General features: G+C 63.5%; 21 protein-coding genes. 12 read left to right on the forward strand and 9 right to left on the reverse strand.

Annotation, left to right across the window (positions count from 1 at the left end):
• Positions 1 to 154: 154 nt before the first annotated feature.
• Entirely contained in the window at positions 155 to 2,257 is a 2,103-nt protein-coding gene (locus EN885_RS16630; RefSeq protein WP_128242843.1) for a bifunctional rhamnulose-1-phosphate aldolase/short-chain dehydrogenase, read from the reverse strand.
• Between the two features lie 212 nt (positions 2,258 to 2,469).
• Between EN885_RS16630 and EN885_RS16635 the strand changes: the two genes are divergently transcribed.
• The 7 genes from EN885_RS16635 to EN885_RS16665 all read left to right on the forward strand — a co-directional run bounded on the left by EN885_RS16635 (position 2,470) and on the right by EN885_RS16665 (position 9,603).
• Positions 2,470 to 3,279, forward strand: a complete 810-nt coding sequence (locus EN885_RS16635) for a DeoR/GlpR family DNA-binding transcription regulator (RefSeq protein WP_095488051.1) — start codon at positions 2,470 to 2,472, stop codon at positions 3,277 to 3,279.
• A 45-nt stretch (positions 3,280 to 3,324) separates the two neighbouring features.
• Entirely contained in the window at positions 3,325 to 4,320 is a 996-nt protein-coding gene (gene rhaS / locus EN885_RS16640; protein ID WP_126103681.1) for a rhamnose ABC transporter substrate-binding protein, read from the forward strand.
• 85 nt (positions 4,321 to 4,405) lie between these two features.
• A complete protein-coding gene (locus EN885_RS16645) occupies positions 4,406 to 5,947 on the forward strand; it encodes a sugar ABC transporter ATP-binding protein (protein ID WP_126103682.1) in 1,542 nt (513 codons plus the stop codon).
• Positions 5,944 to 6,921: an ABC transporter permease gene (locus EN885_RS16650; protein WP_128242844.1), complete on the forward strand. Its 978-nt coding sequence runs from the start codon at positions 5,944 to 5,946 to the stop codon at positions 6,919 to 6,921. The genes EN885_RS16645 and EN885_RS16650 overlap by 4 nt, the downstream gene beginning before the upstream one ends.
• The gene (locus EN885_RS16655) at positions 6,918 to 7,919 is read left to right on the forward strand and encodes an ABC transporter permease (RefSeq protein ID WP_128242845.1); all 1,002 of its coding nucleotides are present in this window, start codon (positions 6,918 to 6,920) and stop codon (positions 7,917 to 7,919) included. The genes EN885_RS16650 and EN885_RS16655 overlap by 4 nt, the downstream gene beginning before the upstream one ends.
• Entirely contained in the window at positions 7,919 to 8,236 is a 318-nt protein-coding gene (gene rhaM / locus EN885_RS16660) for an L-rhamnose mutarotase (protein WP_127290361.1), read from the forward strand. The genes EN885_RS16655 and rhaM overlap by 1 nt, the downstream gene beginning before the upstream one ends.
• On the forward strand, positions 8,233 to 9,603 hold the full coding sequence (locus EN885_RS16665; RefSeq protein WP_127290359.1) for an FGGY-family carbohydrate kinase: 1,371 nt from the start codon (positions 8,233 to 8,235) through the stop codon (positions 9,601 to 9,603). Before rhaM ends, EN885_RS16665 begins: the two co-directional genes overlap by 4 nt.
• On the opposite strand, the gene EN885_RS16670 is transcribed toward EN885_RS16665, so the two are convergent.
• From EN885_RS16670 to galE, 3 genes are all read right to left on the reverse strand, one after another.
• On the reverse strand, positions 9,604 to 11,430 hold the full coding sequence (locus tag EN885_RS16670; protein WP_127290357.1) for an alanine racemase: 1,827 nt from the start codon (positions 11,428 to 11,430) through the stop codon (positions 9,604 to 9,606). It abuts the gene before it with no gap.
• 1 nt (position 11,431) lies between these two features.
• Positions 11,432 to 12,682, reverse strand: coding sequence for a D-amino acid dehydrogenase (locus EN885_RS16675; RefSeq protein ID WP_095488035.1), 1,251 nt, complete (start codon positions 12,680 to 12,682; stop codon positions 11,432 to 11,434).
• A gap of 61 nt (positions 12,683 to 12,743) precedes the next feature.
• The gene (gene galE / locus EN885_RS16680; RefSeq protein WP_128242846.1) at positions 12,744 to 13,739 is read right to left on the reverse strand and encodes a UDP-glucose 4-epimerase GalE; all 996 of its coding nucleotides are present in this window, start codon (positions 13,737 to 13,739) and stop codon (positions 12,744 to 12,746) included.
• Positions 13,740 to 14,015: 276 nt separating this feature from the next.
• Between galE and hemA the strand changes: the two genes are divergently transcribed.
• Positions 14,016 to 15,293: a 5-aminolevulinate synthase gene (hemA, locus tag EN885_RS16685; RefSeq protein WP_095488094.1), complete on the forward strand. Its 1,278-nt coding sequence runs from the start codon at positions 14,016 to 14,018 to the stop codon at positions 15,291 to 15,293.
• A 391-nt stretch (positions 15,294 to 15,684) separates the two neighbouring features.
• Here the strand turns inward: hemA and EN885_RS16690 are convergent, their stop codons facing one another.
• Both EN885_RS16690 and mscL read right to left on the reverse strand, forming a co-directional pair.
• Complete coding sequence (locus EN885_RS16690; protein WP_128242847.1) at positions 15,685 to 16,851, reverse strand: pyridoxal phosphate-dependent aminotransferase; 1,167 nt, start codon at positions 16,849 to 16,851, stop codon at positions 15,685 to 15,687.
• A 111-nt stretch (positions 16,852 to 16,962) separates the two neighbouring features.
• Entirely contained in the window at positions 16,963 to 17,382 is a 420-nt protein-coding gene (gene mscL / locus EN885_RS16695) for a large conductance mechanosensitive channel protein MscL (RefSeq protein WP_095488029.1), read from the reverse strand.
• A gap of 240 nt (positions 17,383 to 17,622) precedes the next feature.
• On the opposite strand from mscL, the gene EN885_RS16700 reads away from it, so the two are divergent.
• Entirely contained in the window at positions 17,623 to 21,111 is a 3,489-nt protein-coding gene (locus tag EN885_RS16700) for a NahK/ErcS family hybrid sensor histidine kinase/response regulator (RefSeq protein ID WP_128242848.1), read from the forward strand.
• 37 nt (positions 21,112 to 21,148) lie between these two features.
• Here EN885_RS16700 and EN885_RS16705 read toward each other — a convergent pair whose 3' ends face one another.
• Together EN885_RS16705 and EN885_RS16710 are read right to left on the reverse strand one after the other, a co-directional pair.
• The gene (locus EN885_RS16705; RefSeq protein WP_126103691.1) at positions 21,149 to 21,808 is read right to left on the reverse strand and encodes a response regulator transcription factor; all 660 of its coding nucleotides are present in this window, start codon (positions 21,806 to 21,808) and stop codon (positions 21,149 to 21,151) included.
• Positions 21,809 to 21,933: 125 nt separating this feature from the next.
• On the reverse strand, positions 21,934 to 22,371 hold the full coding sequence (locus EN885_RS16710) for a hypothetical protein (protein WP_126103692.1): 438 nt from the start codon (positions 22,369 to 22,371) through the stop codon (positions 21,934 to 21,936).
• 109 nt (positions 22,372 to 22,480) lie between these two features.
• Here EN885_RS16710 and EN885_RS16715 point away from each other — a divergent pair, with 109 nt between their 5' ends.
• Positions 22,481 to 22,831, forward strand: a complete 351-nt coding sequence (locus EN885_RS16715; protein WP_164547042.1) for a DUF952 domain-containing protein — start codon at positions 22,481 to 22,483, stop codon at positions 22,829 to 22,831.
• A complete protein-coding gene (locus EN885_RS16720; RefSeq protein WP_128242849.1) occupies positions 22,828 to 23,904 on the forward strand; it encodes a quinone-dependent dihydroorotate dehydrogenase in 1,077 nt (358 codons plus the stop codon). The genes EN885_RS16715 and EN885_RS16720 overlap by 4 nt, the downstream gene beginning before the upstream one ends.
• 381 nt (positions 23,905 to 24,285) lie before the next feature.
• On the opposite strand, the gene EN885_RS16725 is transcribed toward EN885_RS16720, so the two are convergent.
• Positions 24,286 to 25,623 carry an MATE family efflux transporter gene (locus tag EN885_RS16725; RefSeq protein WP_126107249.1) on the reverse strand — a complete coding sequence of 446 codons (1,338 nt, stop codon included), beginning with the start codon at positions 25,621 to 25,623 and terminating at the stop codon, positions 24,286 to 24,288.
• Positions 25,624 to 25,740: 117 nt separating this feature from the next.
• On the opposite strand from EN885_RS16725, the gene EN885_RS16730 reads away from it, so the two are divergent.
• A complete protein-coding gene (locus tag EN885_RS16730; protein WP_126103695.1) occupies positions 25,741 to 26,643 on the forward strand; it encodes a histone deacetylase in 903 nt (300 codons plus the stop codon).
• Positions 26,644 to 26,654 lie beyond the last annotated feature (11 nt).

The following is a 26,654-nucleotide window of genomic DNA, read 5'->3' on the forward strand; positions in this document are numbered from 1 at the left end:
TTTCCTCCCAAATGCGTTCGGTTGGCGCTGCCCCTCATCCGCCTGCCGGTACCTTCTTCCCGGGGAGAAGGTGAAGCTCCGCCGCTGGCGACCCCCTCTCCCCGTTCTTCACGGGGAGAGGGTAAGGGTGAGGGGCAGCACCGCCTTCAAACTATTAGCGCGTAAAGCTCTGGGCGTTGCCCGCGTCGACATTGACGATGTTGCCGGTCGACTTGGCCGACATGTCGGAGGCGAAGAAATAGATCGCCTCGGCGATGTCTTCGGGGAACACCGAACGCTTCAGCATCGAGCGCGAGCGGTAATGCTCCTCGAGATCGTCGGTCGACATCTTGTAGGCGGCGGCGCGCTGTTCCTTCCACTCGCCGGTCCAGATCTTCGAGCCGCGCAGCACCGCGTCCGGGTTGACGACATTGACCCTGATCTGCGCTTCCGCGCCCTCCAGCGCCAGACAGCGCGCCAGATGGATCTCGGCGGCCTTGGCCGTGCAATAGGCAGCGGCATTGGGCGAGGCTGCAAGGCCGTTCTTGGAGGCGACGAAGACGACGTTGCCGCCGATCTTCTGCGCGCGGAACAACCGGAATGCTTCCCGCGAAACGAGGAAATAGCCTGTCGACAAGATGTCCATGTTCTTGTTCCACAGCGCCAGCGTCGTCTCCTCGATCGGCGCCGAGGTTGCCAGGCCGGCATTCGACACCAGAATATCGATGCCGCCGAACTCGACCGCGGTCTCGGCGAAGCCGGAGATCACCTGGTCTTCAGCGGTGACATTGATGACCAGCGGCCGCACGAAATCCTTGCCATAAGCTTGGGCCAACTCACCATTGGCGCTGGCAAGGGCGGCTTCGTCGATATCGGCCAGCACGACGCAGGCGCCTTCGCGCAGCAGCCGGTTGGCTGTCGCCCGGCCGATGCCGCCGGCGCCACCGGTGACCAGCGCGATCTGGCCGGCCAGGGCTTTCGGCTTCGGCAGACGCTGCAGCTTTGCCTCTTCGAGCAGCCAGTATTCGATGTCGAAAGCCTCCTGGTCGGGCAGGCCGACATAGGCCGACACCGTCGAGGCGCCGCGCATGACATTGATGGCGTTGACGTAGAACTCGCCCGATATGCGCGCCGTCGCCTTGTCGCCGGCGAAGGTGAACATGCCGACGCCGGGCATCAGGTAGACCACCGCATTCGGATCACGCACGGGTGGCGAATCCGCATGCTTGCACCTGTCATAGTAAGCCTGATAGCCAACCCGATACTCCGCCACGTCGTCGGCGAGACGGGCGATGACGGCATCGACATCGGGATTCTTGGGATCGAACTCGATGACCAGCGGCCGGATCTTGGTGCGCAGGAAATGGTCGGGGCAGGAGGTGCCGAGGGCCGCCAGTGGGCGCAAATCCTTCGAATTGACGAATTCGAGCACGGCGGGCGAATCGTCGAAATGGCCAAGCTTGTGGCTCTTCTCCGAGATCAGGCCGCGGATCCTCGGCATCAGCCTTGCCGCCACGGCGCGACGCGCCGGCGCGTCGAGCGATTTGACCACTTCACCACCGAAAATCGGCTTGCCTTCAGACTTGCGCTCGAACCAGTCGATCGCCTGGTTGATCACCGAGATCGTCGTCTCGTAGCATTCCTGAGGCGTCTCGCCCCAGCTGAACAGGCCATGGCTCGCCAGCACGACACCCTTGGCCTCGGGGTTCTCGATGCAGAATTTTTCCAGCCAGAGGCCAAGCTCGAAGCCCGGACGCTTCCATGGCAGCCAGCCGATCGTGTCGCCGAAGATCTCCCTGGTCAGCGCCTTGGAATCCTTCGCTGCGGCAATGGCGATGATGGCGTCCGGATGCATATGGTCGACATAGGGCTTCGGCACGAACGCGTGCAGCGGCGTGTCGATCGAGGCCGCGCGTGGGTTAAGATTAAACGTGCAATGGGGCAGATAGCCGACCATCTCGTCCTCATGCTCGACGCCGCGATAGAGGCCCTTCAACGCGCGCAGCTTGTCCATGTAGAGAGTGGCGAAGCCGTCTGTTTTAATCGAGGCGCTGTCGCCGCCCGAGCCCTTGACCCACAGCACTTCGACGTCCTCGCCGGTGAGCGGATCCTTTTGCCAGATCTTGGAGGAGGTGTTGCCGCCGCCATAGTTGGTGACGCGCTTGTCGGAGCCGAGAACATTCGAGCGATAGACGAGACGTTCCGGCTCGCTCATTGCTTGGGCTTTCGCCTCATCCCAAAGATTGGCGAGGCGCGTGCCGGAGCGCTTGTCGAGCATAGGTAATCCTCCCGTGACGTGAGACGCGCAAAACGGTGCGGTCAAGCCACCGCATAGCGGGTCAGCTTTGGTCGAATGTCCACGGAAGCGGCGGCATTGTCAATCATAAACGATCAAGATTGATCATATTGCACTGCACAATGGAATTATATGATCGGAAATGATTGACACTGCGCGTTTTGGGTGCCTAGATGCTCCGGCAGGGAGGAACCATGCACGAGAAAGAGCGCCACAGGATCATTTTGTCCGCCGTCCAGGAAAAGCCTGTGGTGACGGTGCAGGAAATGGTCGACCTGACGGACTCGTCCGAGGCGACGATCCGGCGCGACATCGCGGCGCTGCATGTGCAAAAGCGCCTGCGCCGCGTGCGCGGCGGCGCCGAGGCAATCTCGCCACCGCAGTTTATCGGCCTTGCCGGACGGCCTTTTTCCGTCAACGAGACGATCAACGCTTCGCAGAAGCGGGCGATCGCGCGGGAAGCCGTGGAGTTGTGCAAGGAAGGCGAGCCGATCATCATCAATGGCGGCACCACCACCTTCCAGATGGTGCATTTCCTGACCGGCCGCCGCATGCCGATCTTCACCAATTCCTTCCCGATCGCCGAGCACCTGCTCAAGCACTCCAAGAACACGGTGATGCTGTCGGGCGGCACCATCTACCGCGAGCAGAACATCATCCTGTCGCCCTTCGACAATGACGTGACGCGCAATTTCTATGCCCGCCGCATGTTCATGGGCGCGCAAGGGCTCGGGCCGTTGGGCCTGATGGAAGGCGATCCGCTGCTGATCCAGGCCGAGCAAAAACTGATCGACCAGGCCGACGAGCTGGTGGTGCTGGTCGATTCGTCGAAGTTCCGCAAACGCTCGAGCCTGATCCTGTGCGGCCTGTCGCGCATCGCCACCGTCATCACCGACGACGGCATCGAGGATCGCGAGGCCAAGATGTTGGAGGCCGCTGGTGTGACGTTGATCGTCGCCCGCACAGCGGCAAGCAATAAGGAAGAATCTTCGCTGCAGGCCTGAGGCCCGCAGCGGCGATGGAATGCAACGCTCAAGGGAGGACATTCGATGAGCTTTCTTAGGAAATTGATGGTTACGGCGGCGTTTTCGGCCGCCATGTTCGTGAATGCCGCCTATGCCGAGAACGTCAAGATCGCGCTGGTGGTCAAGTCGCTCGGCAACGGCTTCTTCGATGCCGCCAACAAGGGCGCCGAAGAGGCGGCCAAGGAACTCGGCGGCGTCGACATCATCTACACCGGCCCGACCAAGGCGACCGCCGAAGCGCAGATCGAAGTGATCAATTCGCTGATCGCCCAGAAGGTCAACGCCATCGCCATTTCGGCCAATGACGCCGACGCGCTGGTTCCGGCGCTGAAGAAGGCGATGGATCGCGGGATCACCGTCATCTCGTGGGATTCTGGCGTCGCCCCGGAAGGCCGCCAGCTCCATCTCAACCCGTCCGACACCAACCTGATCGGCGAGACCATCATCAAGCTTGCCGCCGACTACCTGCCGGAAGGCGGCGATGTCGCCATCCTGTCGGCTTCGTCCACCGCGACCAACCAGAACGCCTGGATCGACGCGGCCAAGAAGGTGCTGCCGGAGAAATTCCCCAAGATCAACCTCGTCGCCACCGTCTATGGCGACGACGACTCGGCCAAGAGCACGGACGAGGCCAAGGGCCTTTTGAAGTCCTATCCGAATCTCAAGGCGATCATCGCACCGACCACGGTCGGCGTCGTCGCTGCCGCCCAGGTGGTGACCGACGAGAACCTGATCGGCAAGGTCAACGTCACCGGCCTGGCGCTGCCGTCGGAGTTCAAGAAGTTCATCGACAACGGCGCCAGCCAAGCGGTTGCGCTATGGAACCCGATCGACCTCGGCTACTCGGCCGTCTACCTCGCCCATGATTTGGCGGTGAAGAAGGAAGAAGCCAAGCCGGGTGCCACGCTGTCGATCGGCCGCGTCGGAAAAGTCACGCTCGACGATACCAACTCGGCCGCGATGGCTCCGCCCTTCAAGTTCGACAAGTCGAACATCGAAGAGTTCTCCAAGATCTATTGATCCTGGAGCCCTTCAAGCCGGTGCGGCGGGACCTCAGGTCCCGCCGCACCTTCAAACGAACCTTGCTTCAGGGCTTGATACGACTATGGACACGACAGCCCAACTCAACCCGACGACCGAGCAGCCTTTGGCTCCGGCTCCGCGCCTGACCCTGTCCGGCATTTCGAAGAGTTTTCCCGGCGTGCGCGCGCTGCACGATGTCAGCCTGTCGCTCTACCCCGGCCAAGTCACCGCGCTGATCGGCGAGAACGGCGCCGGCAAGTCGACGCTGGTCAAGATCATGACCGGCATCTACCAGCCCGACACAGGCACCATCAGTATCGACGGCCAGGCCGTGACCTTGCCCAGCGCTCATGCCGCCTTCGGGCACGGCATCACCGCCATCCACCAGGAAACCGTGCTGTTCGACGACCTGACGGTGGCCGAGAACATCTTTCTCGGCCATGCGCCGCGGTCGCGCTTCGGCACGATCGACTGGCGCACCATGCGCAAGAATGCCCGCGAGGTGCTCGATACGATGCGTGCCGGGCACATCGACGCCGACGCGCGACTGAAGGATCTCGGCATTGCCAACAAGCATCTCGTCGCGGTCGCCCGCGCCATGTCGATCGACGCGCAGATCGTCATCATGGACGAGCCAACCGCGGCGCTTTCGCTGAAGGAGATCGAGGAACTCTTCTTGCTGATCGAATTCCTGAAGAGCGAAGGCAAGGCCATCCTGTTCATCAGCCACAAGTTCGACGAGATCTACCGCATCGCCGACCGCTATACGGTGTTCCGCGACGGCGAGATGGTTGGCGAAGGCCTGATCAAGGACGCCGGCCAGAGCCAGATCGTGCGCATGATGGTCGGTCGCGCCGTCGATCACATCTTTCCGCAGCGCAAGGCCGAGATCGGCGCGCCGGTGCTCACTGTCTCCGGCCTGTCGCATCCAACCGAGTTCGACGACATCGGCTTCGAGCTGCACAGAGGCGAAATTCTCGGCTTCTACGGCCTTGTCGGCGCCGGCCGCAGCGAAGTGATGCAAGCGATATCAGGCATCACCCGCACCAGCAGCGGCACGATCACGCTGGAAGGCAAGGCGATCGAGCCGAAATCGGCGGCGGATTCGATCGACGCCGGCATCGTCTATGTGCCGGAAGAACGCGGCAAGCAAGGCGTGGTAATCGGCCTGCCGATCTTCCAGAACATCTCGTTGCCCTCGCTCAGGCGCACATCCAAATCCGGCATGTTGCGGCTGAGCGAGGAGTTCGCGCTGGCTCGCTCCTACACCGAGCGCCTCGACCTGCGCGCCTCCTCGCTCAGCCAGGATGTCGGCACGCTGTCGGGCGGCAACCAGCAGAAGATCGTCATCGCCAAATGGCTGGCGACCGCCCCCAAGGTGATCATCCTCGACGAGCCGACCAAGGGCATCGACATCGGTTCCAAGGCCGCCGTGCACGGCTTCATGGCCGAGCTCGTCGCGCAAGGCCTGTCGGTGATCATGGTGTCGTCCGAACTGCCCGAAATCCTCGGCATGTCCGACCGGGTCGTCGTCATGCGCGAGGGCCGCATCGCCTCGGTCTACGACAACAAGGGGCTCGACGCGGAAACGCTGGTCAAGACGGCAGCAGGGATCGCGGCATGAAGGCTCTTCTCAAATACCGCGAAGTCTGGCTGCTCGCGGCAATCGTCGTGCTGATCGGGTTGATCTCGATGCGCTTCCCGGGCTTTGCCGCCCCCGTGAATCTGCGCCAGGTGTTCAACGACACCTCGATCCTGATGATCCTGGCGCTGGGTCAGATGGTGGTGATCCTGACCCGCTCGATCGACCTGTCTATGGCATCCAATCTCTGCTTCACCGGCATGGTGGTGGCGATGCTGAACGCCGCGCATCCGGCAATCCCGATCCCGCTGCTGATCGTCATCGCACTTCTGGTTGGACTGGTGCTCGGCGCCATCAACGGGTTTTTGGTGTGGCGGCTGAATATTCCCTCGATCGTGGTGACGCTCGGCACGCTCACCATCTATCGCGGCGTCACCTTCGTCATTTCCGGCGGCGCCTGGGTCAATGCCGATCAGATGAGCCCTGATTTCATCGGCCTGCAACGCGCGGCTTTCCTCGGCATTCCGGTCCTGTCGTGGATCGCCATACTGGTCATCGCACTTTTCTTCCTCTTGATGACGCGCACCGCGCTCGGCCGCTCGATCTACGCCATTGGCGTCAACCCGACAGCATCGGTCTATGCCGGCATCGATGTCGGCCGGACCAAGTTCGTCGTCTTCTGCATTTCGGGGATGGCCGCCGGTCTCTGCGGCTATCTCTGGATCTCGCGCTACGTCATCGCCTCGGTCGAGGTCGCCAACGGCTACGAGCTCAACATCATCGCAGCCTGCGTCATCGGCGGCATCTCGATTGCCGGCGGCATCGGCTCGGTCGGCGGCGCGGTGCTCGGCGCGCTGTTCCTCGGCATCATCTCCAACGCGCTGCCGGTCATCAACATCTCGCCCTTCTGGCAGATGGCGATTTCGGGCAGCGCCATCATCCTGGCCGTGGTGCTCAACGCGCGCGGCGAACGCCGGCAAGGCCGCATCATCCTCAAGAAGGCGGAAGCGGCATGACCGACACTCCTGCTCCACGCCACATTCCCGACCGGCTCGACAAGCCATTCACTTCGGCGATCTTCTCCTGGGAGGCGCTGCTGGTTGCCGTGGCGGTCGCCATCTTTGCCGTCAACAGCTTTGCCTCGCCCTATTTCCTCGACGCGTGGTCGCTGTCGGACCTGACCTTCAATTTCACCGAAAAGGCGCTGATCGCGCTCGCCATGGCGTTGCTGATCATTTCCGGCGAGATCGACCTATCGGTCGCCGCCATCATTGCATTGGCTTCGACGATGATGGGCATCGCGGTGCAGGCCGGCGCCGGCACGCCGGTGCTGGTGGCGATCGGCATCCTGGTCGGGCTCGGCTGCGGCGCCTTCAACGGGCTGCTCGTCACAAGGCTGGGTTTGCCGTCGATCGTCGTCACCATCGGCACGATGAGCCTGTTTCGCGGCGTCGCCTTCATCGTCCTCGGCGACCAGGCCTACAAGGGCTATCCCTCGAGCTTCGCCTTTTTCGGCCAGGGCTATGTCTGGTGGGTGGTGTCGTTCGAACTGACGCTCTTCCTCGTCGCGGCCGTCATCTACTGGTTCCTGCTGCACCGGACGAGCTTCGGCCGCCGCGTCTTCGCCATCGGCAACAACCCGGTTGCGGCGCAGTTTTCCGGCGTGCGCGTCGGCCGCATCAAATTCATCCTGTTTTGCCTGACCGGCCTGATGGCGGGCATCGCCTCGGTGCTGATCACCTCGCGCCTCGGCTCGACCCGGCCGTCGATCGCGCAAGGCTACGAACTGGAGGTCATCACCATGGTGGTGCTCGGCGGCGTCAGCATCCTGGGCGGCGCCGGCAGTATAGTGGGCGTGGTGCTGGCCGCCTTCATCATGGGGCTGGTCACCTTCGGCCTCGGCCTGCTCAACGTGCCCGGCATCGTCATGTCGATCTTCATCGGCCTGCTGCTGATCATCGTCATCGCGCTGCCGATCGTCTGGCGGCGCGTGCGGCGGGAGCGCTTCACCTGATGCCCGAGAAATACGCGTTCAAGATGAAGCTCAATCCCGGCATGAAGGCCGAGTACAAAAGGCGCCACGACGACATCTGGCCGTCGCTGGTCGCCCTGCTCAAACAGGCCGGCGTTTCCGACTACTCGATCCATCTCGACGAAGAAACCAACACCTTATTCGGCGTGCTGTGGCGGCTCGACGCCCACGGCATGGACGAATTGCCGAAGCACCCGGTGATGCAACGCTGGTGGGCGGAGATGGCCGACATCATGGAGACCAAGCCTGATAACGAGCCGGTGGCGGTGCCGCTGGAAACAATGTTCCATATGGAATGACCCGCCACGTCGCCGTCATCGACATCGGCAAGACCAACGCCAAGGTGGCGCTGGTCGATCTCGCCGACATGCGCGAAGTCGCGCTGCGCCGCATGGCGAACGCGCCCGTCACTGACGGTCCCTACCCGCACCACGATGTCGCGCTGCTGTGGTCGTTCATCCTCGACAGCCTCGCCGGGATTAATCGCGAACAGCGCATCGACGCGATATCGATCACCACCCATGGCGCGACGGGCGTGCTGGTGGACGCTGCCGGTGAGCTGGCGCTGCCGGTGCTCGACTATGAATTCGCCGGACCAGACACCCTCGCCGAGGACTATGACGCGGTCCGTCCCGCCTTCACTGAGACGGGCACGCCGCGCCTGCCGGTCGGCCTCAATCTCGGCGCGCAATTCTTCTGGCAGCAGAAGCGCTTCCCCGCGGAGTTCGCCAAGACCGCCGCGATGCTGATGTATCCGCAATATTGGGCGTTGCGCCTGACCGGTGTCGCTGCCAACGAGGTGACCTCGCTCGGCTGCCACACCGATCTGTGGAGCCCGTGGAAAGCGGATTTTTCATCGCTGGTTGACCGGATGGAATGGCGCCGGCTGATGGCGCCGGTGCGGCCGGCGAAGGATTGGCTCGGCCCGATCCTGCCCGCGCTTGCCAAGCTAGCCGGGCTCGACGCGCAAACGCCGGTGTTTTGCGGCCTGCACGATTCCAACGCATCGCTGCTGCCGCATCTCCTGTCGGATAGACCGCCTTTCTCCGTCGTCTCGACCGGCACTTGGGTGGTGTCGATGGCCGTCGGCGGCAACAAAGTCACGCTCGACCCGGCGCGTGACACATTGGTCAACGTCAACGCGCTCGGCGATCCGGTGCCGTCGGCGCGCTTCATGGGCGGCCGCGAGTTTTCGCTGCTGACCGAAGGCCAACCGGAAGACTGGAGCGAAGAGGATGTTGAGGCGGTGTTCGCCAGGACAGCTCTGCTGCTGCCGGCAACGCAACAGGGTTCGGGGCCGTTTCCGCACCACACTGCCGCATGGCTCAACGCCGACGGCATCAACAGCGGCCAGCGCTTTGCCGCCATCTCTTTCTACCTGGCGCTGATGACCGCGACGTGCCTCGATCTGATCGGCGCCGACGGCCCTGCTATCGTCGAAGGCCCATTCGCCCGCAACCGGCTTTTTGTCAGCATGCTGGCGGCAGCAACGGCGCGTGCCGTCATTGCGTCCGAGGCAGCGACCGGCACCAGCATCGGCGCTGCCTTGCTGGCGTCCGACCAAAGAACGGTCCAAGGCAAAGGCGAAAGGATCGAACCGCCAGCCGGTCCAGCCTGGGCAAACTATGCGCGCTCGTGGCGTGCGGCGGTCGAGGCGCGAGGCTGATCACAAAATCCGCTTGCCGAAAGCCGACATGACGAAGTTGACGGTGTCTGTCGCAATCCGCGATTCCAAATCGGCGGTCAGGCCGGAAACATCCATCGACAACAGCCCGCCGGACAGCGCGATCGCCTCCATCGCCTGATGCGTTTCGCGCACAGTGATGCCGCCGGAGCCAGCCGCCCAACCGGCGAATTCGGTCACCTCAGGCGAATAGCTGACATGGAAGCCCTGCGTGCCGGAGGTGGCGATGCGGATCGCCTCGTGCATCAGGTCGCGCATGCCCATGGCGTCGATATCCGTCATGGTGAAGGCAGAGACGCGCGAATCCTTCAGTACCCGAGCCTCGGCCGGATCGGCATGGCGCAAACCGACTATGACGACATTTTCCGGCGACAGCTGCGGCTGCAGCGCGCCGGGCTTGTGATCGAGGCCGAGCGCCCGCGCCAGCACCGAACCTTCCGGCAGGTCGATGCCGTCCTCGTCCTCGGGCATCAAGGCGGCGATGGAGTCGATCCAGATCAAACCGAAGGAGTGTGTCGCCCGCGCGGTCGTCGTCAGCGCTCTGTGGGCGACGCGCCGATCACTGCCGGCGGTGAGCCGGATCAGGCCGGACGGTGGCCGCTCGATATCGGCCAGTTCGACCACATCGAAATTCATTGCCTCCAGCCGGGCGCCGGTCGCTTCCCGGGCCAGTATGCCGGCGGCAGCCGGTTCGGCTGATATCGACACCATCTTGCGGCCGGAAAAATCCTCGACGTCGTGCATCGGGGCCTTTTCGACATATTCCGAGGTCATCGCCAGCAGCATGGCGCCATAGCTCATACGGAAGGCGACACGGTCGCCGACGGCGGGTGGCGGCTCGGCGTCGGTCACGTCGAGCAGCAGATGGTCACTGGAGGCGCCGAGCACCCGCACACCCTTGGCGATCGGGGTGAGCCCTTCGATCAACACGTCCTCGCGGCCGATATTGGCGATGGCACGCAACCTGTCGCCCTCGTCGGGAAACACTGGCTGGTTGCCGAAAGCGTCGTAGCCGGATTGGCCGATCGGCCGCGACGGCTTTAGCTTGACCTCGATGATGTCGCTGGTCAGGCGGCAGGCATCGGGTTCGAGTTCGGCCCACGGCGTCTCGCGGAAGGTTTCGACGCCGCCTTGCAATATCGCCTCGCCGACGCGCAGATTGTTGATGCCGGCGGGCAGCTTGCCTTCCAGCAGCAGCTTCAGCGACGATGACGCTCCGCCGGAAATCCAGTCGAGCCTTGTACTGGACAGCCGCTCGGTCTTGTAGGCGTGGGCGACGAGTTGCCCGAGATTTTCCTCGGTCGGCATGATGGCGCCGAAGCAGCCAAGATTGGTGCCGATGCCGGCGATACGCACGCCCCTGAGCGCTAGTATCTGCTCGACAGTGGGCACGAGATCGTTCGGCCAGATGCCTTCCCTGAGATCGCCGAGATCGATCATCAGCAAGATGTCGTGAACGCGGCCCATGCGCTCGGCGATGCGCGATAGCTCGCGGATGGTGGCGAGTTCAGACTGCAGGCTGATATCGACGGTGCGCACCACCTCCTCGATGCGCGCCATCGGCGGGCTGCGCAGCAGCATGATCGGCGCATTGATGCCGCTGTCGCGCAGCCGGCGGATGTTTTCGAAGCGCGATTCGGCGATGCCGGCGACGCCGCCGCGCAGCATGGCGCGAGCTACCTGCGGCATACCGCAAGTGCCCTTGGTGACGCCGAAGACCTTGATGCCGGACAGGGCGCAGCGGTCGACGATGGTGCGCGCATTGCGCTCGATGCGGCCAAGGTCGATGGCGACTTGCGGTCCCGACATTTTAGCCCCTGTAGACCAGCCCTTGCGGGTCGATCTCCGGGTTACGGCCGGCGACCAGATCGGCGAGGAATTTTCCGGAGCCGCAGGCCATGGTCCAGCCGACATGGCCGTGGCCGGTATCGAGGTAGAGGTTGCTGTAGCGCGCCCGGCCGATGACCGGCACCGAGTTCGGCATCATCGGTCGCAAGCCGGCCCAGAGCTCGGCCTTTTTCTCATCGAAGGCACCCGGGAAAAGCTCCTTGCCGGTCCTGAACATGGCGGCGAAATCGCTCGGCTTATGGGTGCGGTCGAAGCCGGTGAATTCGGCGGTCGAAGCAAGCCGCAGCCGATTGCCCAGCCGCGAATAGCCAATGAGCTGATCCTCATCGGCGCCGCCCATGGTCGGCCCCTTGCTCTCGTCCTCCAGCGGCACGGTCGCGGTGTAACCCTTGACCGGATAGACCGGCAGATCGATGCCGTAACGGCGACCGAGCAGCCCGCTTTCCGGTCCCATCGATATGACCACGGCGTCGCCGGCGACCGGGCCGGTCGAGGTCATCACCGCACGTATCCGATCGCCTTCGATGTCGAGGCCTTCGACTGACGTGCCGTAGAGAAATTGAACGCCGAGTTTCTCGGCGGCATAGGCAGCGAGGTTTTGGGTGAATTGGCTGGAATCGCCGGTCTGGTCGATCGGCGAATAGACGCCGCCGGCTATTCTGTCCTTGGCCCCGGCAAGGCCGGGCTCGAGTTCGACCAGCCGATCGCGGCCGACGATCTCGATCGGCAGACCGTGTTGGGCGAGATAGCGGTAATTGTCGGTGCCGCTATCAAAACTCTGCTGCGAGCGGAAGAAATAGAGAATGCCCTTCTTGCGCTCGTCATAGTGAATGCCGGTGTCGGCCGAGATGGCGTTGATGCAGTCGCGCGAATAGAGCGCAAGGCGCAGCTTGATGTCGGTGTTGGCGCGCAAGCGCGCTTGCGTGCACTGGCGCAGGAAGCGCAGACTCCAGGCAAAGAAATAGGGATCGAAGCGCAGCCGCACCTTGATGCCGAGATCATGGTTGTAAAGCGCGCGCAGGAACGTCTTCAGCGCAGCGGGCGAGGCCCAGGCGGTGGCGTCGCCTGGCGACACCAGCCCGGCATTCGATTGGCTGGTGCCGCGCGCCGCCGCAGGGTGGCGCTCGATCACGGTCACCTCGTGGCCGTCGCTCGCCAGATAGTAGGCGGCCGCCGTGCCGACGACGCCAGCTCCGAGCACCAATATTCTCATGCCGCCCCCAAAAGTCTCACGCGGCCAAATGCGCCCACGCTTCGAGCCTAAGAACCCGGTCTCAGCCCCGCGACGAATTCTTGCTGGTCAGAATGCGCTCCCAGGCCAGCGCGTCGGCGACGATCCGGTCGAGGTCGTCGCGCTGCGGGGTCCAGCCGAGCTCGCGGCGCGCCAACTCCGAATTGGCAACCACCGCAGCGGCGTCGCCCGGGCGGCGCTCGCCCATCCGCACCTCGAAATCACGACCAAAGACGCGGCGCACGCTGTCGATCACCTCAAGCACCGAATAGCCGTGGCTGTAGCCGCAATTGGCGACGAGGCTCGTCCCGCCGGCGCGCAGCCGCTCCAGCGCCAGCCGATGCGCGGCCGCCAGATCGCTGACATGGATGTAGTCGCGCATGCAGGTGCCGTCCGGTGTCGGATAGTCGGTGCCGAACACCTGCATGAAGGGACGCTTGCCGAGCGCCGTCTCGGCGGCGACCTTGATCAGATGCGTGGCGCCCGGCGTCGACTGGCCGGTGCGGCCCTTCGGATCGGCGCCGGCGACGTTGAAATAGCGCAACGCCGTATAGCGCAAGCCATGGGCGATTGCGGCGTCACGCAGCATCCATTCGCTCATCAGCTTGGACAGGCCGTAGGGTGATTCCGGCGCAAGTCGGGCATCCTCGCGCACCGGTTCCAGCCCGGCGCCGCCATAGACGGCGGCGGTCGAGGAAAAAATGAAATTGGGCACGCCTTCGCGCACCGCGGTCTCGATCAGCGTGCGGGTCTTGCAGGTGTTGTTCTCGTAATAGCCGAGCGGGTCGGCGACCGATTCGGGAACCACGATGGAGCCGGCGAAATGGATGATCGCGTCGACCTTGTTGTCGCGAATGATCCCGCCGACCAGATCCTTGTCGGCGACATCGCCGACGACGAGCTTTGCCTCTGGCGACACCGCCCATTCAAAGCCGGTCGAAAGCCGGTCGAGGACGACGACGCTTTCGCCGGCATCCAGCAGCTCCCAGACCATATGGCTGCCGATATAGCCGGCGCCACCTGTCACCAAAACCGTCATCCGCGTCCTCGCTGCTCAAGATTTATCGGAAACTGTCTCAACACCCGCCTTACTGGAAAGGCTGCCACTAGGCCATTAGTACCATTAGTGTCTGTGGTGACCAGCCTCATCGACGCGTGGCATCGTCCTGAAACAAAATTGATGCACATCAAGGGAATAGGCCATGATCCGTGGTCGTTAGGAACAGGCTTGGGGCGTGGCATTTTGACCAAAAAGGCCAAGTGGACGTCGAATAGGGCAATGATTATGATCCCACGCAAAAATTGGGAAGCCGAAATGAACTATCAGCGTTTCTTCGAAGACGCGATCGACCAGCTCCATGCAGAGCGTCGCTACCGCATCTTCGCCGACCTCGAGCGCATTGTGGGGAAATTCCCGCGCGCCATCTGGCGCGCCAACGGCCGCGCCCAGGAAATCACCGTCTGGTGCTCCAACGATTATCTCGGCATGGGCCAGCATCCGGACGTCATCGCGGCGATGCAGAACGCCGCCGGCAAGATGGGATCTGGCGCCGGTGGCACCCGCAACATTTCCGGCACCAGCAACCCGCTGGTCGAGCTTGAACTGGAACTGGCCGACCTGCACGACAAGGAAGCCGCACTCGTCTTCACCTCCGGCTTTGTCTCCAACGAAGCCTCGATCTCGACCATTGCGCGGCTCCTGCCCAACTGCCTAATCGTCTCGGACGAACTCAACCACGCCTCGATGATCGAGGGCGTGCGACGTTCGGGCGCCGAGAAGAAGATCTTCCGCCACAATGATGTTGCCCATCTCGAAAGCCTGCTGCAGGCGGCGGGCCGCGAGCGCGCCAAGCTGATCGTCTTCGAGAGCGTCTATTCGATGGATGGCGACATCGCGCCGATCAGGCAGATCGTCGATCTCGCAGAGCGCTACAACGCCATGACCTATATCGACGAGGTCCATGCCGTTGGCATGTACGGACCGCGCGGCGGCGGCATCACCGAGCGTGAAGGGCTGGCCGACCGTATCGACATCATCGAAGGCACGCTGGCCAAGGCGTTCGGCACGCTCGGCGGCTATATCACCGGCACAAGTGCCGTGATCGATGCCGTGCGCTCCTACGCGCCGGGCTTCATCTTCACCACGGCGCTGCCGCCGGCCATCGCCGCCGCGGCGACCACTTCGATCCGCCATCTGAAGCGCTCGCAGGCCGAACGCGACGCGCAACTGCGTCAGGCGACGCGGACCAAGCAGGTTCTTACCGCCGCCGGCCTGCCGGTGATGGACTCCGCCACCCACATCGTGCCGCTGCTCGTCGGCGATCCCGAGCTCTGCAAGATGGCCAGCGACCGCCTGCTCGGCGTCCACGGCATCTACATCCAGCCGATCAACTACCCGACCGTGCCGCGCGGCACCGAACGGCTGCGCATCACGCCGACCCCGTTCCATTCGGATCACCTGATCGCGGAGCTTCAGGATGCTCTCGTCGAGACCTGGGACGCTTTGGGCATACCCTATGGCTCGGCGGGCCGGCCGGCCGTGAGGGAAAGCGACCGCGTCATTCCGTTGCTGGTGCCGAAGTCCGGCGGGTGACCTCCGCCGCCGTGGGCATCATTGTGGTAGCTGCCCATCGGTGCCGCCTTATTCTTCAGTGTTGCGACGCTCAGTGGTCGCGGCATGGATCCTAGGGTCTGCGCGACGTCGCTTCGCGACTGCTACGCCCTAGGATGACGAAGGCATGGTGGCCAGCGGCTAATCGCGAAACGTTGGAGACCAGCGGCGACTGGCACAGCGAATACCGAGAAGCGTTGTGGCTGACGGCAATCGCGACTTCGGAGATTGGCGAAAAGCGACACACCCTTCGTCATCCTAGGCGTAGCAAGGAGCGAAGCGACGCGGCGCAGACCCTAGGATCCATGCCGTTGCGTTGGCCAAGGAGTGCAACGGTTCGCGCTGTCCGACCTGGCGCGAACCTCAACAAACCTCAAGCAGTCTTCATCCACTTCGCCAGCCGGTGCGCGGCTTCCTCGAGCTGGTCGAGGCGGCGGTGGAAGCACAGCCTGAGGAAGGCCTCGCCGCCGGGGCCGAAGGCGGTTCCGGGCGCCAGGCCGACACTGGCGCGATCGACGATGTCGAAGGCGGCGGCGCGTGAATCGGTGATGCCGTCGATCGCGAAGAACAGATAGAACGCGCCTTGCGGCACGGTGAAGCGTGCCCGGCCGGTCGCAGCCAGGATGCCGCAGACCAGGTCGCGCGCCGCCCTCGCCCGCTCCACCTGCTCGACGATGAAGGCGTCGCCTTCGTCGAGGGCGACGACGGCGCCGCGCTGCATGAACTGGGCGACGCCAGAGGTCGAATACTGGACCAGGTTCTCGAATACCTGCTGCAAAGCAGGATGGGTCTTGATCCAGCCGACGCGCCAGCCGGTCATCGCCCAGTTCTTGGAAAAACTGTTGACGAACAGAATGCGATCCTCGTCGGCCATGATGTCGATGAAGGACGGCGCGCGACGGTCGCCGTAGTGGAACAGCGAATAGATCTCGTCGGCGATGATCCACAGACCCCTTTCGCGGGCAAGGTCGAGGATCGCCTGCAGCGTCTCCCTGTCGGCGGTCCAGCCGGTCGGGTTGGACGGCGTGTTGACGAACAGCGCCTTTGTCCTTGGCGTGATCGCCGCCTCGATCTTGCCGACGTCGCAGGACCAGCCATTGCCGGACTGGTCGAGCGTGACAGCGACCGGGATGGCGCCCGCCAGGCTGGCGGCAGCGGCGAAGTTCGGCCAGGCCGGCGACAGATAGACGACCTCGTCGCCGTTGCCGGCGACGGCGTCGAGCGCCAGCTGGATGGCATGCATGCCCGAACCGGTTACGATGAATTCTTCCTCGGCGAAACTCTTGCCGAAATGCCTGACGTAATAGCGAGCAAGCGCCTGCCTCAGCTCGGGGATGCCTTTTTGCCAGGTATAGAAGGTCTCGCCGCCGGCAAGCGCCCGGGCAGCGGCATCGGTGATGAAGGTGGGCGTCGGCAGGTCACCCTCGCCGGCCCAGAGCGGAATCATGCCGTCGCGGTCGCGGCCGCGGTTCATGACGGCGACAATGCCGCTTTCCGGCGCTGCCCGGGCCTCGGCGCGCAAATTCTCGATCAGGGTCATGGATAGATCCGTTTTCGTCTTCTGGACTGCTAGCGTGTTTTACGACAGGCGAAAATAGAAAACCCCGGCCGAAAACGACCGGGGTTTTGGTCCAGAGATCTTGCCCCTGCGCTATTTCCTGGCGAGGAGATCGCGAATTTCGGTGAGGAGCGCAACATCGGCCGGCGGCGCGGCAGGGGTGGCGGGCTTTTCAGCTTCTAGCCGCCTGCGCAGATTATTCACCGCCTTGACCATCAAGAAGATGATGAAGGCGAGAATAATGAAGTTCAGCACCACGGTGATAAAGCTGCCATAAGCGAAAACGGCGCCCTGTTTCTTGGCATCCGCCAGCGACGTGGCATTGACGGCAGAGGACAGGGCGAAGAAGTAATTGTTGAAGTCCAGTCCGCCCAAAATTGCGCCCACGATCGGCATGATGATGTCGTTGACCAGCGAATCGACGATTCTGCCGAAGGCAGCGCCGATGATGACCCCAACGGCCAGGTCCATCACGTTGCCCCTGGAAATGAACTCCTGGAATTCTTTCAGCATTCGACCCTCCTTGTCATGACGGGGCCGTGCTGCCGCTCTACCCGCGCCTTTCGGCACCGGCCCACAGGCAAGATAGCAAAAACCTGCGGTTGCAGCATGGGCAAATGACCGGTTTCCACCGGCCAAATTCCCGAAGCCGCAACCATGCTGCGCCGAAAGCCGCGATGGACTTGATCGCCAAGCTGTGATTGCGTCTCAGCCAGGCCGGATGCAAAACCGGCAAGGGAGGATTATCAAGCCGTGCAGGGCTGGTTCATCGTCATCATCGCGATAGCCTATGTGACGTTGCTGTTCGTCATCGCCAGCCTCGGCGACCGGCGCTCGGCGGCATCCGGGCCTGGCCAGGCCCGCCCCTTCATCTATGCGCTCAGCCTGGCGATCTACTGCACCTCCTGGACCTTCTTCGGTTCGGTCGGCCTTTCCTCCGAGCGCGGCCTCGAGTTCCTCGGCATCTATACCGGACCGGTGCTGGTGTTCGTGTTCGGCTTTCCGCTGCTTCATCGCATCGTCAGGTTGGCCAAGACCGAGAAGATCACCTCGATCGCCGACTTCCTCGGTGCCCGCTACGGCAAGAGCTTTACCGTTGCGGCAATCGCCACGCTGATCGCGACGATCGGCGCGGTGCCCTATATGGCGCTGCAGTTGAAGGCGATTTCCGGCTCGGTCAGTCTGATGGTCGAGCATTATACCGGCTCGCCACCCTCTTTCGATCCGTTCGTCAGTGACATCTCGCTGGTCGTTGCCATGCTGCTTGCGCTGTTTGCAGTGCTGTTCGGCACGCGCCACGCCGACGCCACCGAGCACCAGGACGGGCTGGTGCTGGCGGTGGCGGTCGAAACCGTGGTCAAGCTGGCCGCTTTCCTGGCGATCGGCCTGCTGGTGATCTTCCTGATCTTTGGCGGTCCAGGCGATATGGTCGACAAGCTCGCGGAGAATTCGCAAGTTCAGCAAGCGATGGGCTACAGGACGTCGCTCGCAACCTGGCTGGTGCTGACATGTTTGAGCGGCTTCGCCATCATCATGCTGCCGCGCCAGTTCTACGTCACCATCGTCGAAAACCGCAGCGAGGCCGAGCTGCGCACCGCGACATGGGTGTTTCCGCTCTATCTGGTGGCGATCAACCTTTTTGTGCTGCCGATCGCGCTCGCCGGCCTGGCGCTGGTCGGCACCAGGACCAGCAGCGACCTCTACGTCTTGTCGCTGCCGCTGCTCAGCGGCCACGATTTGCTGGCGATGGCGGCCTTCATCGGCGGCCTGTCGGCGGCGACCGCAATGGTGATCGTCGAAAGCGTCGCGCTGTCGATCATGATCTCCAACGACCTCGTCATTCCGCTGTTCGTGCGCCGCCTGCTTAGGACCACGACTTCCGAGAACGAGGACTGGTCGGCGCTCATCCTCAACGTGCGGCGGGCGGCGATCTTCATCATGCTGTTCATCGCCTTCCTCTACTATCGCGAGAGCACCGACAGCGCGCGGCTCTCCTCGATCGGCCTGATGTCCTTCGCCGCGATCGCGCAGTTCGCGCCGGCGTTGATCGGCGGTTTGATCTGGCGCGGCGCCAACGGCAGGGGTGCCGCACTCGGCATGGTCGCCGGCATCGTCGTCTGGGGCTACACGCTGCTGCTTCCGTCGCTCGTCGCGTCCGATACCGGCATCGTCGTGCACGGCCTGTTCGGTTTCGAGGCGTTGCGGCCGCAGGCACTGTTCGGCACCGTCGCCGAGCCGCTGAACCATGGCGTCTTGTGGAGCCTGTCGATCAACACCCTGTTCTTCGTGCTCGGCTCGCTGTCGCGCGCGTCGGTGCCGCTGGAACGCATCCAGGCGTCGATCTTCGTGCCGCGCGAGGCGAGCCCGATGCCCAGCCTGCGCCGCTTCCGCACCACCGTCACCGTCAATGGCCTCAAGGACACGATCGCGCGTTATCTTGGCGTCGAACGTACCGAGCGGTCCTTTCAGACGTTTGAAGAGAGCAATGGCGTTTCGTTGCACGGCAACGAGCAGGCCAGCATGGACGTCATCCGTTTCTCCGAGCAGCTTCTGGCGAGTGCGGTCGGCTCCTCCTCGGCGCGGCTGATCCTGTCGCTGCTGCTACGCCGCAACGACCGCGAATCCAAGGATGCCTTCCGCCTGCTCGACGACGCCACCGAAGCGCTGCAGCACAATCGTGACCTGTTGCAGATCGCGCTCGACCAGATGGAACAGGGCATCACCGTCTTCGACAGGGATTTTCGGCTGATCTGCTGGAACCGCCAGTATCGGGCGCTGTTCGACCTGCCCGACGAGATGGGCCAAGTCGGCGTCTCGCTCGATCGCATCCTGCGCTACCTTGCCGAGCGCGGCGACATTCCGGCCGACCAGAGGGTGGCGATGCTCAACCGCCTCACCAGTTTCGTCAGCCCCTGGCAGATGGAGCTGAAGACCAGCGGCCGCATCCTGGAGTTGCGTTCCAATCCGATGCCGGACGGCGGCATCGTCGCCACCTATGCCGACATCTCCGGACGCGTCGAGCAGGATCTGGCGCTCAAGCGCGCCAATGAATCGCTGGAACAGCGCGTCAAGGATCGCACCGTCGAACTGACCCGCGTCAACGAGGAGCTGGCACAGGCGCAGATGCTGGCCGAGGAGGCCAATCTCGGCAAGACGCGCTTCCTTGCCGCCGCCGGCCACGACATCCTGCAGCCCCTGAACGCCGCCCGCCTCTATTGCTCGTCGCTGATCGAAAAGGCCGGCAAGGGGCGGGCCGGGAAGGCGGCGATCAACATCGAATCCTCGCTGGAATCGGTCGAGACCATTCTCGGCGCGGTGCTCGATATCTCGCGTCTCGATGCCGGCGCGATGAAACCGGACGACACCGTCTTCAGCCTGGACGAGCTGCTGCGACAGATCGGCAACGACTTCCAGCCGCTTGCCGCCGGGAGGAAGCTCGGCCTGACGATCGTGCCGTCGTCGCTCAGCGTGATGACGGATCGCAATCTCCTACGCCGCCTGATCCAGAACCTCGTATCCAACGCCGTCAAATACACGCGCCGCGGCCACGTCCTGGTCGGGGTGCGGCGGCGCGGCGAACTGGTCGAGATACAGGTGATCGATACCGGCATTGGCATTGCCGGCGACAAGCTGAACACGGTCTTTCGCGAGTTCACCCGGCTCGACGAGGGTGCGCGCGAGGCCGAAGGCCTCGGCCTCGGCCTCTCCATCGTCGACCGCATCGCTCGCGTCTTGCGCCTCGAAATCCGGATCTTTTCGAACCCGGGCAAAGGCACGCGCTTTTCCGTCATCCTGCCGGTCGCGGCAGCGCAGGAGCCACGCCGCGAGATCGCGGCGAAAGCGCCGGTCCGCACCGCGGCTTCGCTTGCCGGGCTCCGCGTGCTCTGCATCGACAACGACGCCCGCATCCTCGACGGCATGCGGCTGCTGCTCGAAGGCTGGGGCTGCAGCGTCGACACATTTTCCGGCTCGGGGGATCTCAAGGGATCGGTCAAGCAACGCCCCGACATCGTGCTTGCCGACTACCATCTCGACGGCGAGACCGGTCTCGAAATGATCGCTAAGCTGCGCGCGATCCACGGCCAGGACATGCCGGCGGTGCTGGTCACCGCCGACCGCTCCAGCGAGGTGCGCGCCAGCGCCGCCAGGCTCGACGTGCCGGTGATCAACAAGCCGCTCAAACCGGCGGTGCTGCGCTCGATGATGGCCAGGGTCAGGCCACTGGCGTCGGCGGCCGAGTAACGGTCACAGCTTTCTGTTGACCCCCCGGGTGCCGAGGTCAGATGGCTGCCGGTAGCGGGTCGCTGCCGATCTTGGACAGCAGGATCACCGCCTGGGTGCGGCTGTCGACGCCAAGCTTCTGCAGAATGGCCGATACATGCGCCTTTATCGTCGCTTCGGAGACACCGAGTTCGTAAGCGATCTGCTTGTTGAGCAGTCCTTCGGCCAGCATGCCGAGCACGCGCGTCTGCTGCGGCGTCAGCGTTTGCAGCCGCTTGATCAGATCGGATATCTCGGGATCGCGCTCGACACCGAGATCGATGCCCGTGGGTGCGGCGATGTCGCCGGCAAGCACCGACTGCACAGCGCTGCGGATCTCCTCCATGCTAGCCGATTTGGAGATGAACCCCGAAGCGCCGAGATCGAGCGCGCGCCTGATGGTCACCGGGTCGTCATGCGCCGATACCACCACCAGCGGCACCGTCGGATGGATGCCGCGCAGCGAGATCAGACCGGAAAGGCCGCTCGCGCCCGGCATCGACAGGTCGAGCAGCACCAGATCGACGTCCTCATTGGTTACGACCAGCGCCTTGGCGCTTTCGAAATCGCCGGCCTCGTGAATGCCGGCGACGTTGCCGATGCCGGCAAGCGCCTCTCTCAGCGCGCCGCGAAAAAGCGGATGGTCGTCGGCGATGACGAAAGTGTAACCTGACGGCACATGGCCCTCCCCGAATCCCATTGATGATTGTCTGCTTCTTACGGGATCAGTCGACGATTATGCGGCGATATCAGCCATTTTCAAGCGGCAAGACTATGCGCCGGGTTTCTTCCGGTGACCGGTGCTCAGGTTTTTTGCGAATTGGGTTTGGCGCCATCTTCGCCGCTGTCCTTTTCCATGTCCTTGACGATACCCATGAAGCCGCGCAGGAAGCGCTCCATGTAGCTCATCGTCTTGTTGAAATCCTCTTCGCTGGGCAACGTCGACTCAAACCGGGCGGCCAGCGAGTTCTCGAGCTTGACGACGCGCTCGTCGAGCGCCTTCACCGAATTTTGCAGCCGGTCGACCTCGTCCTGGAAGGCGGCGCGTTCATCGGCCGCCATCTTGCAGACGAGCTGGCCGGCCCGCTCCTCGCAGATCGACATCGCACCGGTCTGCGTGTCCATGCGGACATAGCCGGTGGCCGATTTTTCCAGCCGGTAGCGGTTCGCTTCCTCGGAAAAGGCCGACGCCGCGACGAGCGAGACGAGCGCTGCGGGGATTAAGACGTGCTGCGGACGCATATTGTCCTCCATGGGCCAGTAGCGCAATTTATCGCATGTTTGCGCCGGAAATGGGGAAGAACTCTGGCGCACCCTTCCCCGCATGGTTGGTTCGGACTATAGCGCAATCATGTCTCAGATTATCTACAAGATAGTACCCGAACCGCTGTGGCGCGAGGCCGAAAGAAATGGCCGCTTCACCGGTGCGCCGATCGACGTCGCCGACGGCTTCATCCATTTTTCCACCGCCGGGCAGGCGAGGGAAACAGCTGCAAAACACTTCGCCGGCCAGACGGGGCTGCTGCTGGTCGCCATCGATGGAGCCAAACTGGGTGATGCGCTGAAATACGAAGTCTCGCGCGGCGGTGCGCTGTTCCCTCATCTTTACGGCCCGCTCGACCTGAAGGCCGTCGCCTGGGTGCAACCATTGCCGCTGGGCACCGACGGCCTCCACCAATTCCCGGCGCTGGAGGCCGAATGAGCGTGCTCGACCGGCTCGGCCAGAGGCTCCTGTTCGCATTCGATCCGGAAGCCGCCCACGGCCTGTCGATCGCCGCGCTGAAATGCGGGCTGCCGGTGGCCGGGCGACCGGTGCGCGACGACAGGCTGAAAGTCAGCGTCTGCGGCATCGATTTCCCCAATCCGCTCGGCATGGCTGCCGGCTACGACAAGAACGCCGAGGTTGCCGATGCCCTGCTTGGCCTCGGCTTCGGCTTTGCCGAGGTCGGCACGATCACGCCGCTGCCGCAGGCCGGCAACCCGAAGCCGCGCATTTTCCGGCTGACATCGGACGAAGCGGTGATCAATCGGCTGGGCTTCAACAATGAGGGTCACGAAGCCGCCGAGAAACGGCTTGCCGCCCGCAAGGGCCGTGCCGGCATCGTCGGCGTCAATATCGGCGCCAACAAGGACAGCGCCGACCGCGTCGGTGACTATGAACGCGGCGTTATCAGGTTTGCGCCATACGCGACCTATCTGACGGTCAACATCTCCTCGCCGAACACGCCCGGCCTGCGCAACATGCAGGCGCGCCAGCAGCTCGGCGAGCTCTTGTCGCGCGTCATGGCCGCACGGGCGGCAGCGGCCGCGCAGCCGCCGGTCTTCCTCAAGATCGCGCCGGACCTGGTCGAGGCCGAGCTCGAGGACATCGCCGCCGAGGTCACGGAGAAGCGAATTGACGGCGTCATCGTCTCCAACACCACGATTGCGCGGCTTGGCCTGCGCAGCGCCGGCCTTGCCGGTGAGCCCGGAGGACTTTCCGGAAAGCCGTTATTCGAACGCTCGACCATCGTATTGGCCAAGATGCGCAAACTGCTTGGCCCGGACCGCGCCATCATCGGTGTCGGCGGTATCGATTCCAGTGAGACGGCGCTGGAAAAGATCCGCGCCGGCGCCGATCTCGTCCAGCTCTATACCGGCATGATCTATGCCGGGCCCGCACTGCCGGGCCGCATTCTTTCCGGAATGGTCCGCTTCGTGAAAAAAGAGCGGCTCAAATCTGTCCGTGATCTGCGTGACAGCCGCCTCGACTTCTGGGCGTCGAAGCAACTGTAAATGCTCTAAAAAGCGTAGTGTCATAGTTCGAGATGCATCCGCTCACGACCCCTTTGGCTCATTCGTCCAGGGTCAATTGCGACTGACGATCCGCTCGCAGGTGGCGCCGCCGATAGCAGGCAACAACCCAAAAAGAAGCAACTGGGCAGTTCCGCCGACGCCAAAAATTGCGGAGAGAATGAACGCAGCGAGCAGCCCCAGCGCTGCGCCTAAGACATATGGCAGGTAACTTCGCACAAGCTTCCCCAGAACGATTGCTGCATCAAGCTGCCGAAAAAACGTAACGAAATCGACTGGAAGTGCAAGCGATCCGCTGACGCCAGAACTTATGGAAAATAGGATCGCTTTCCACCCTGCGCGAAAGTTGACCTAGGACACTGACTAAAACGCCGTCCGCAGCCGCAAGCGCAAAATGGCAAGCAGGCTGAAGCCGCGCACCAGCAGGAAGACATGCAGCGCCGCCCACAGGCCGTGATTGCCAAAGGCCGGCGCCAGGATGAGCAGGGCGGCGCTGAAGACGAGGAACGACAAGAGCATCATGTTGCGCATATCGCGCGACCAGGTCGCACCGATGAAGACCCCATCCATCTGAAACGCCAGCACGCCGCTGAGCGCGGTGAATGCCGCCCAAGGCAAATAGATGTCGGCAACGGCGCGAACATCTTGTGACGTCGTGATCAGTGCGATCAGATCGGTACCGCCCAGCAAAAGGACAAGCGTCGCCGTGGCCGCCAGCCCGAAACCCCAGAACAGGGTCAGCCGCACCGCCTGCCGGAATTGCATGGCGGCACGCGCGCCGATGGCCCGCCCGGCGAGCTGTTCGGCTGCCGTGGCGAAACCGTCGAGGAAATAGCCGGCGATAAGGAAGAAGTTCATCAGCACCGCATTGGCGGCCAGTGTCACCGTGCCGAATTGTGCGCCCTGGCGGGTGAACAGCGCGAAGGCGGCGAGCAGCGAGAACGACCGGATCATGATGTCACGGTTGAGCGACGCCATACGCAAGAATGCCGGCAGATCGAAGACGCGATGGCGCGGCAGCCGGGGTGCCGCCCAGAAACGCCTGATGACGATTGCCAGGCCGAGCAGCATGGCGACGAATTCACCGGTGACGGTCGCCCAGGCGACGCCGGCGACGCCCCAGCCGAGCTCCAGCCCCAGCAGGATGCAGAGCGCGATGTTGATGCCGTTCAGCACCAATTGCAGCATCAGTCCCAGCCCGCCCTCGCCGCGCCCCAGTACATAGCCGAGGATGGCGTAGTTGATCAGCGAGAACGGTGCCGCGAGCAGCCTGATGCGGATATAGACGGCCATCGCTTCGCTGACGCGCGGCTCGGCATCCATGAACCACTGTCCGGCGGTGGCGAACAGTGGCGCAAGGGCGGCAAGCACGATGCCGGCAACGATCGCGATCAGCACGGCACGCCAGAACACCGCCTGTTCCTCCAGTTCGTCGCCACGGCCGAGAGCCTGGGCGACGAGGCCCGTGGTGCCGGAGCGCAGGAAATTGAACGAGGTGAAGACGACGTCGAAGACCAGGGCACCCGCCGCCAGGCCACCGAGAAGGGCAGCGTCGCCAAACTGGCCGATCACCGCGGTGTCGACGATGCCGAGCAGCGGCGTCGTCAGATAGGCCAGCGTCATCGGCACCGCGATGGCGAGCACCGAGCGGTTGGTGACGACAAAGGACCGTCTGTTGGCCGTTGCTGACACCTGATCCAGGACCCGACCCTCATTGCGGCTTGCTCGAATGGCCGATGTGCCCCAGTTTCCCGACGCCGCGCAATCTTTCATCGCGTCATGGTCAACCGAAACCCGCTTCTGGCGCACCGACCGCTCATGCCACTGCAGATCGTTCATCATCCCGATTACGACGCCAGTTTTGCCGTCAACCATCGCTTCCCGATGAGCAAATACCCATTGCTGATGGAAGCCCTGAGAGCGCGCGGACTTGCCGGGCCCGAGGCGCTCAGCATGCCTAGGCCGGCGCCGGCATCATGGCTGAAGCTTGCTCATGCCGCCTCGTATGTCGATCAGGTGCTGGCCTGCGAAGTGCCTGAAAAGATCGAGCGCGAGATCGGCTTTCCGGTGAGTCCGCGGGTCTCGCTCAGGGCGCAGCTCGCAACGGGCGGCACGGTGCTGGCGGCGCGGCTGGCGTTGCTGAACGGCATCGCCTGCAACACCGCCGGCGGCAGCCATCATGCGCGGCGCGCGCAAGGCGCCGGCTTCTGCACCTTCAACGATGTTGCCGTGGCTTCGCTGGTGCTGCTCGCCGAAGCTGCCGCCCGCAACATCCTGATCGTCGATCTCGACGTCCATCAGGGCGACGGCACGGCGGACATTCTGGGCGATGAACGGCGCGTGTTCACCTTTTCCATGCATGGCGACCGTAACTATCCGGCGCGCAAGATCGCTTCCGACCTCGACGTCGCCCTGCCCGACGGCACCGGCGATGCGGCCTATCTCGAAAGGTTGGGCGGCATTCTGCCGGAACTCACCGCCAGAGCGCCCTGGGACATCGTTTTCTACAATGCCGGGGTCGACGTCCATGCCGATGACCGGCTTGGCAGGTTATCGCTGTCGAACGAGGGGCTGCGCGCCCGTGACGACATGGTGATCCGTCATTTCCGCGCGCTCCGCATCCCGGTCTGCGGCGTTATCGGCGGCGGCTATTCGACTGACGTGGCGGCGCTTGCCGCGCGCCATGCCATCCTGTTCGAAGTGGCATCAGGCTTCGCGTGAGGCCTGACCGA

It is taken from the genome of Mesorhizobium sp. M6A.T.Cr.TU.014.01.1.1, assembly GCF_004022765.1.
GTDB classification, from domain to species: domain Bacteria; phylum Pseudomonadota; class Alphaproteobacteria; order Rhizobiales; family Rhizobiaceae; genus Mesorhizobium; species Mesorhizobium mediterraneum.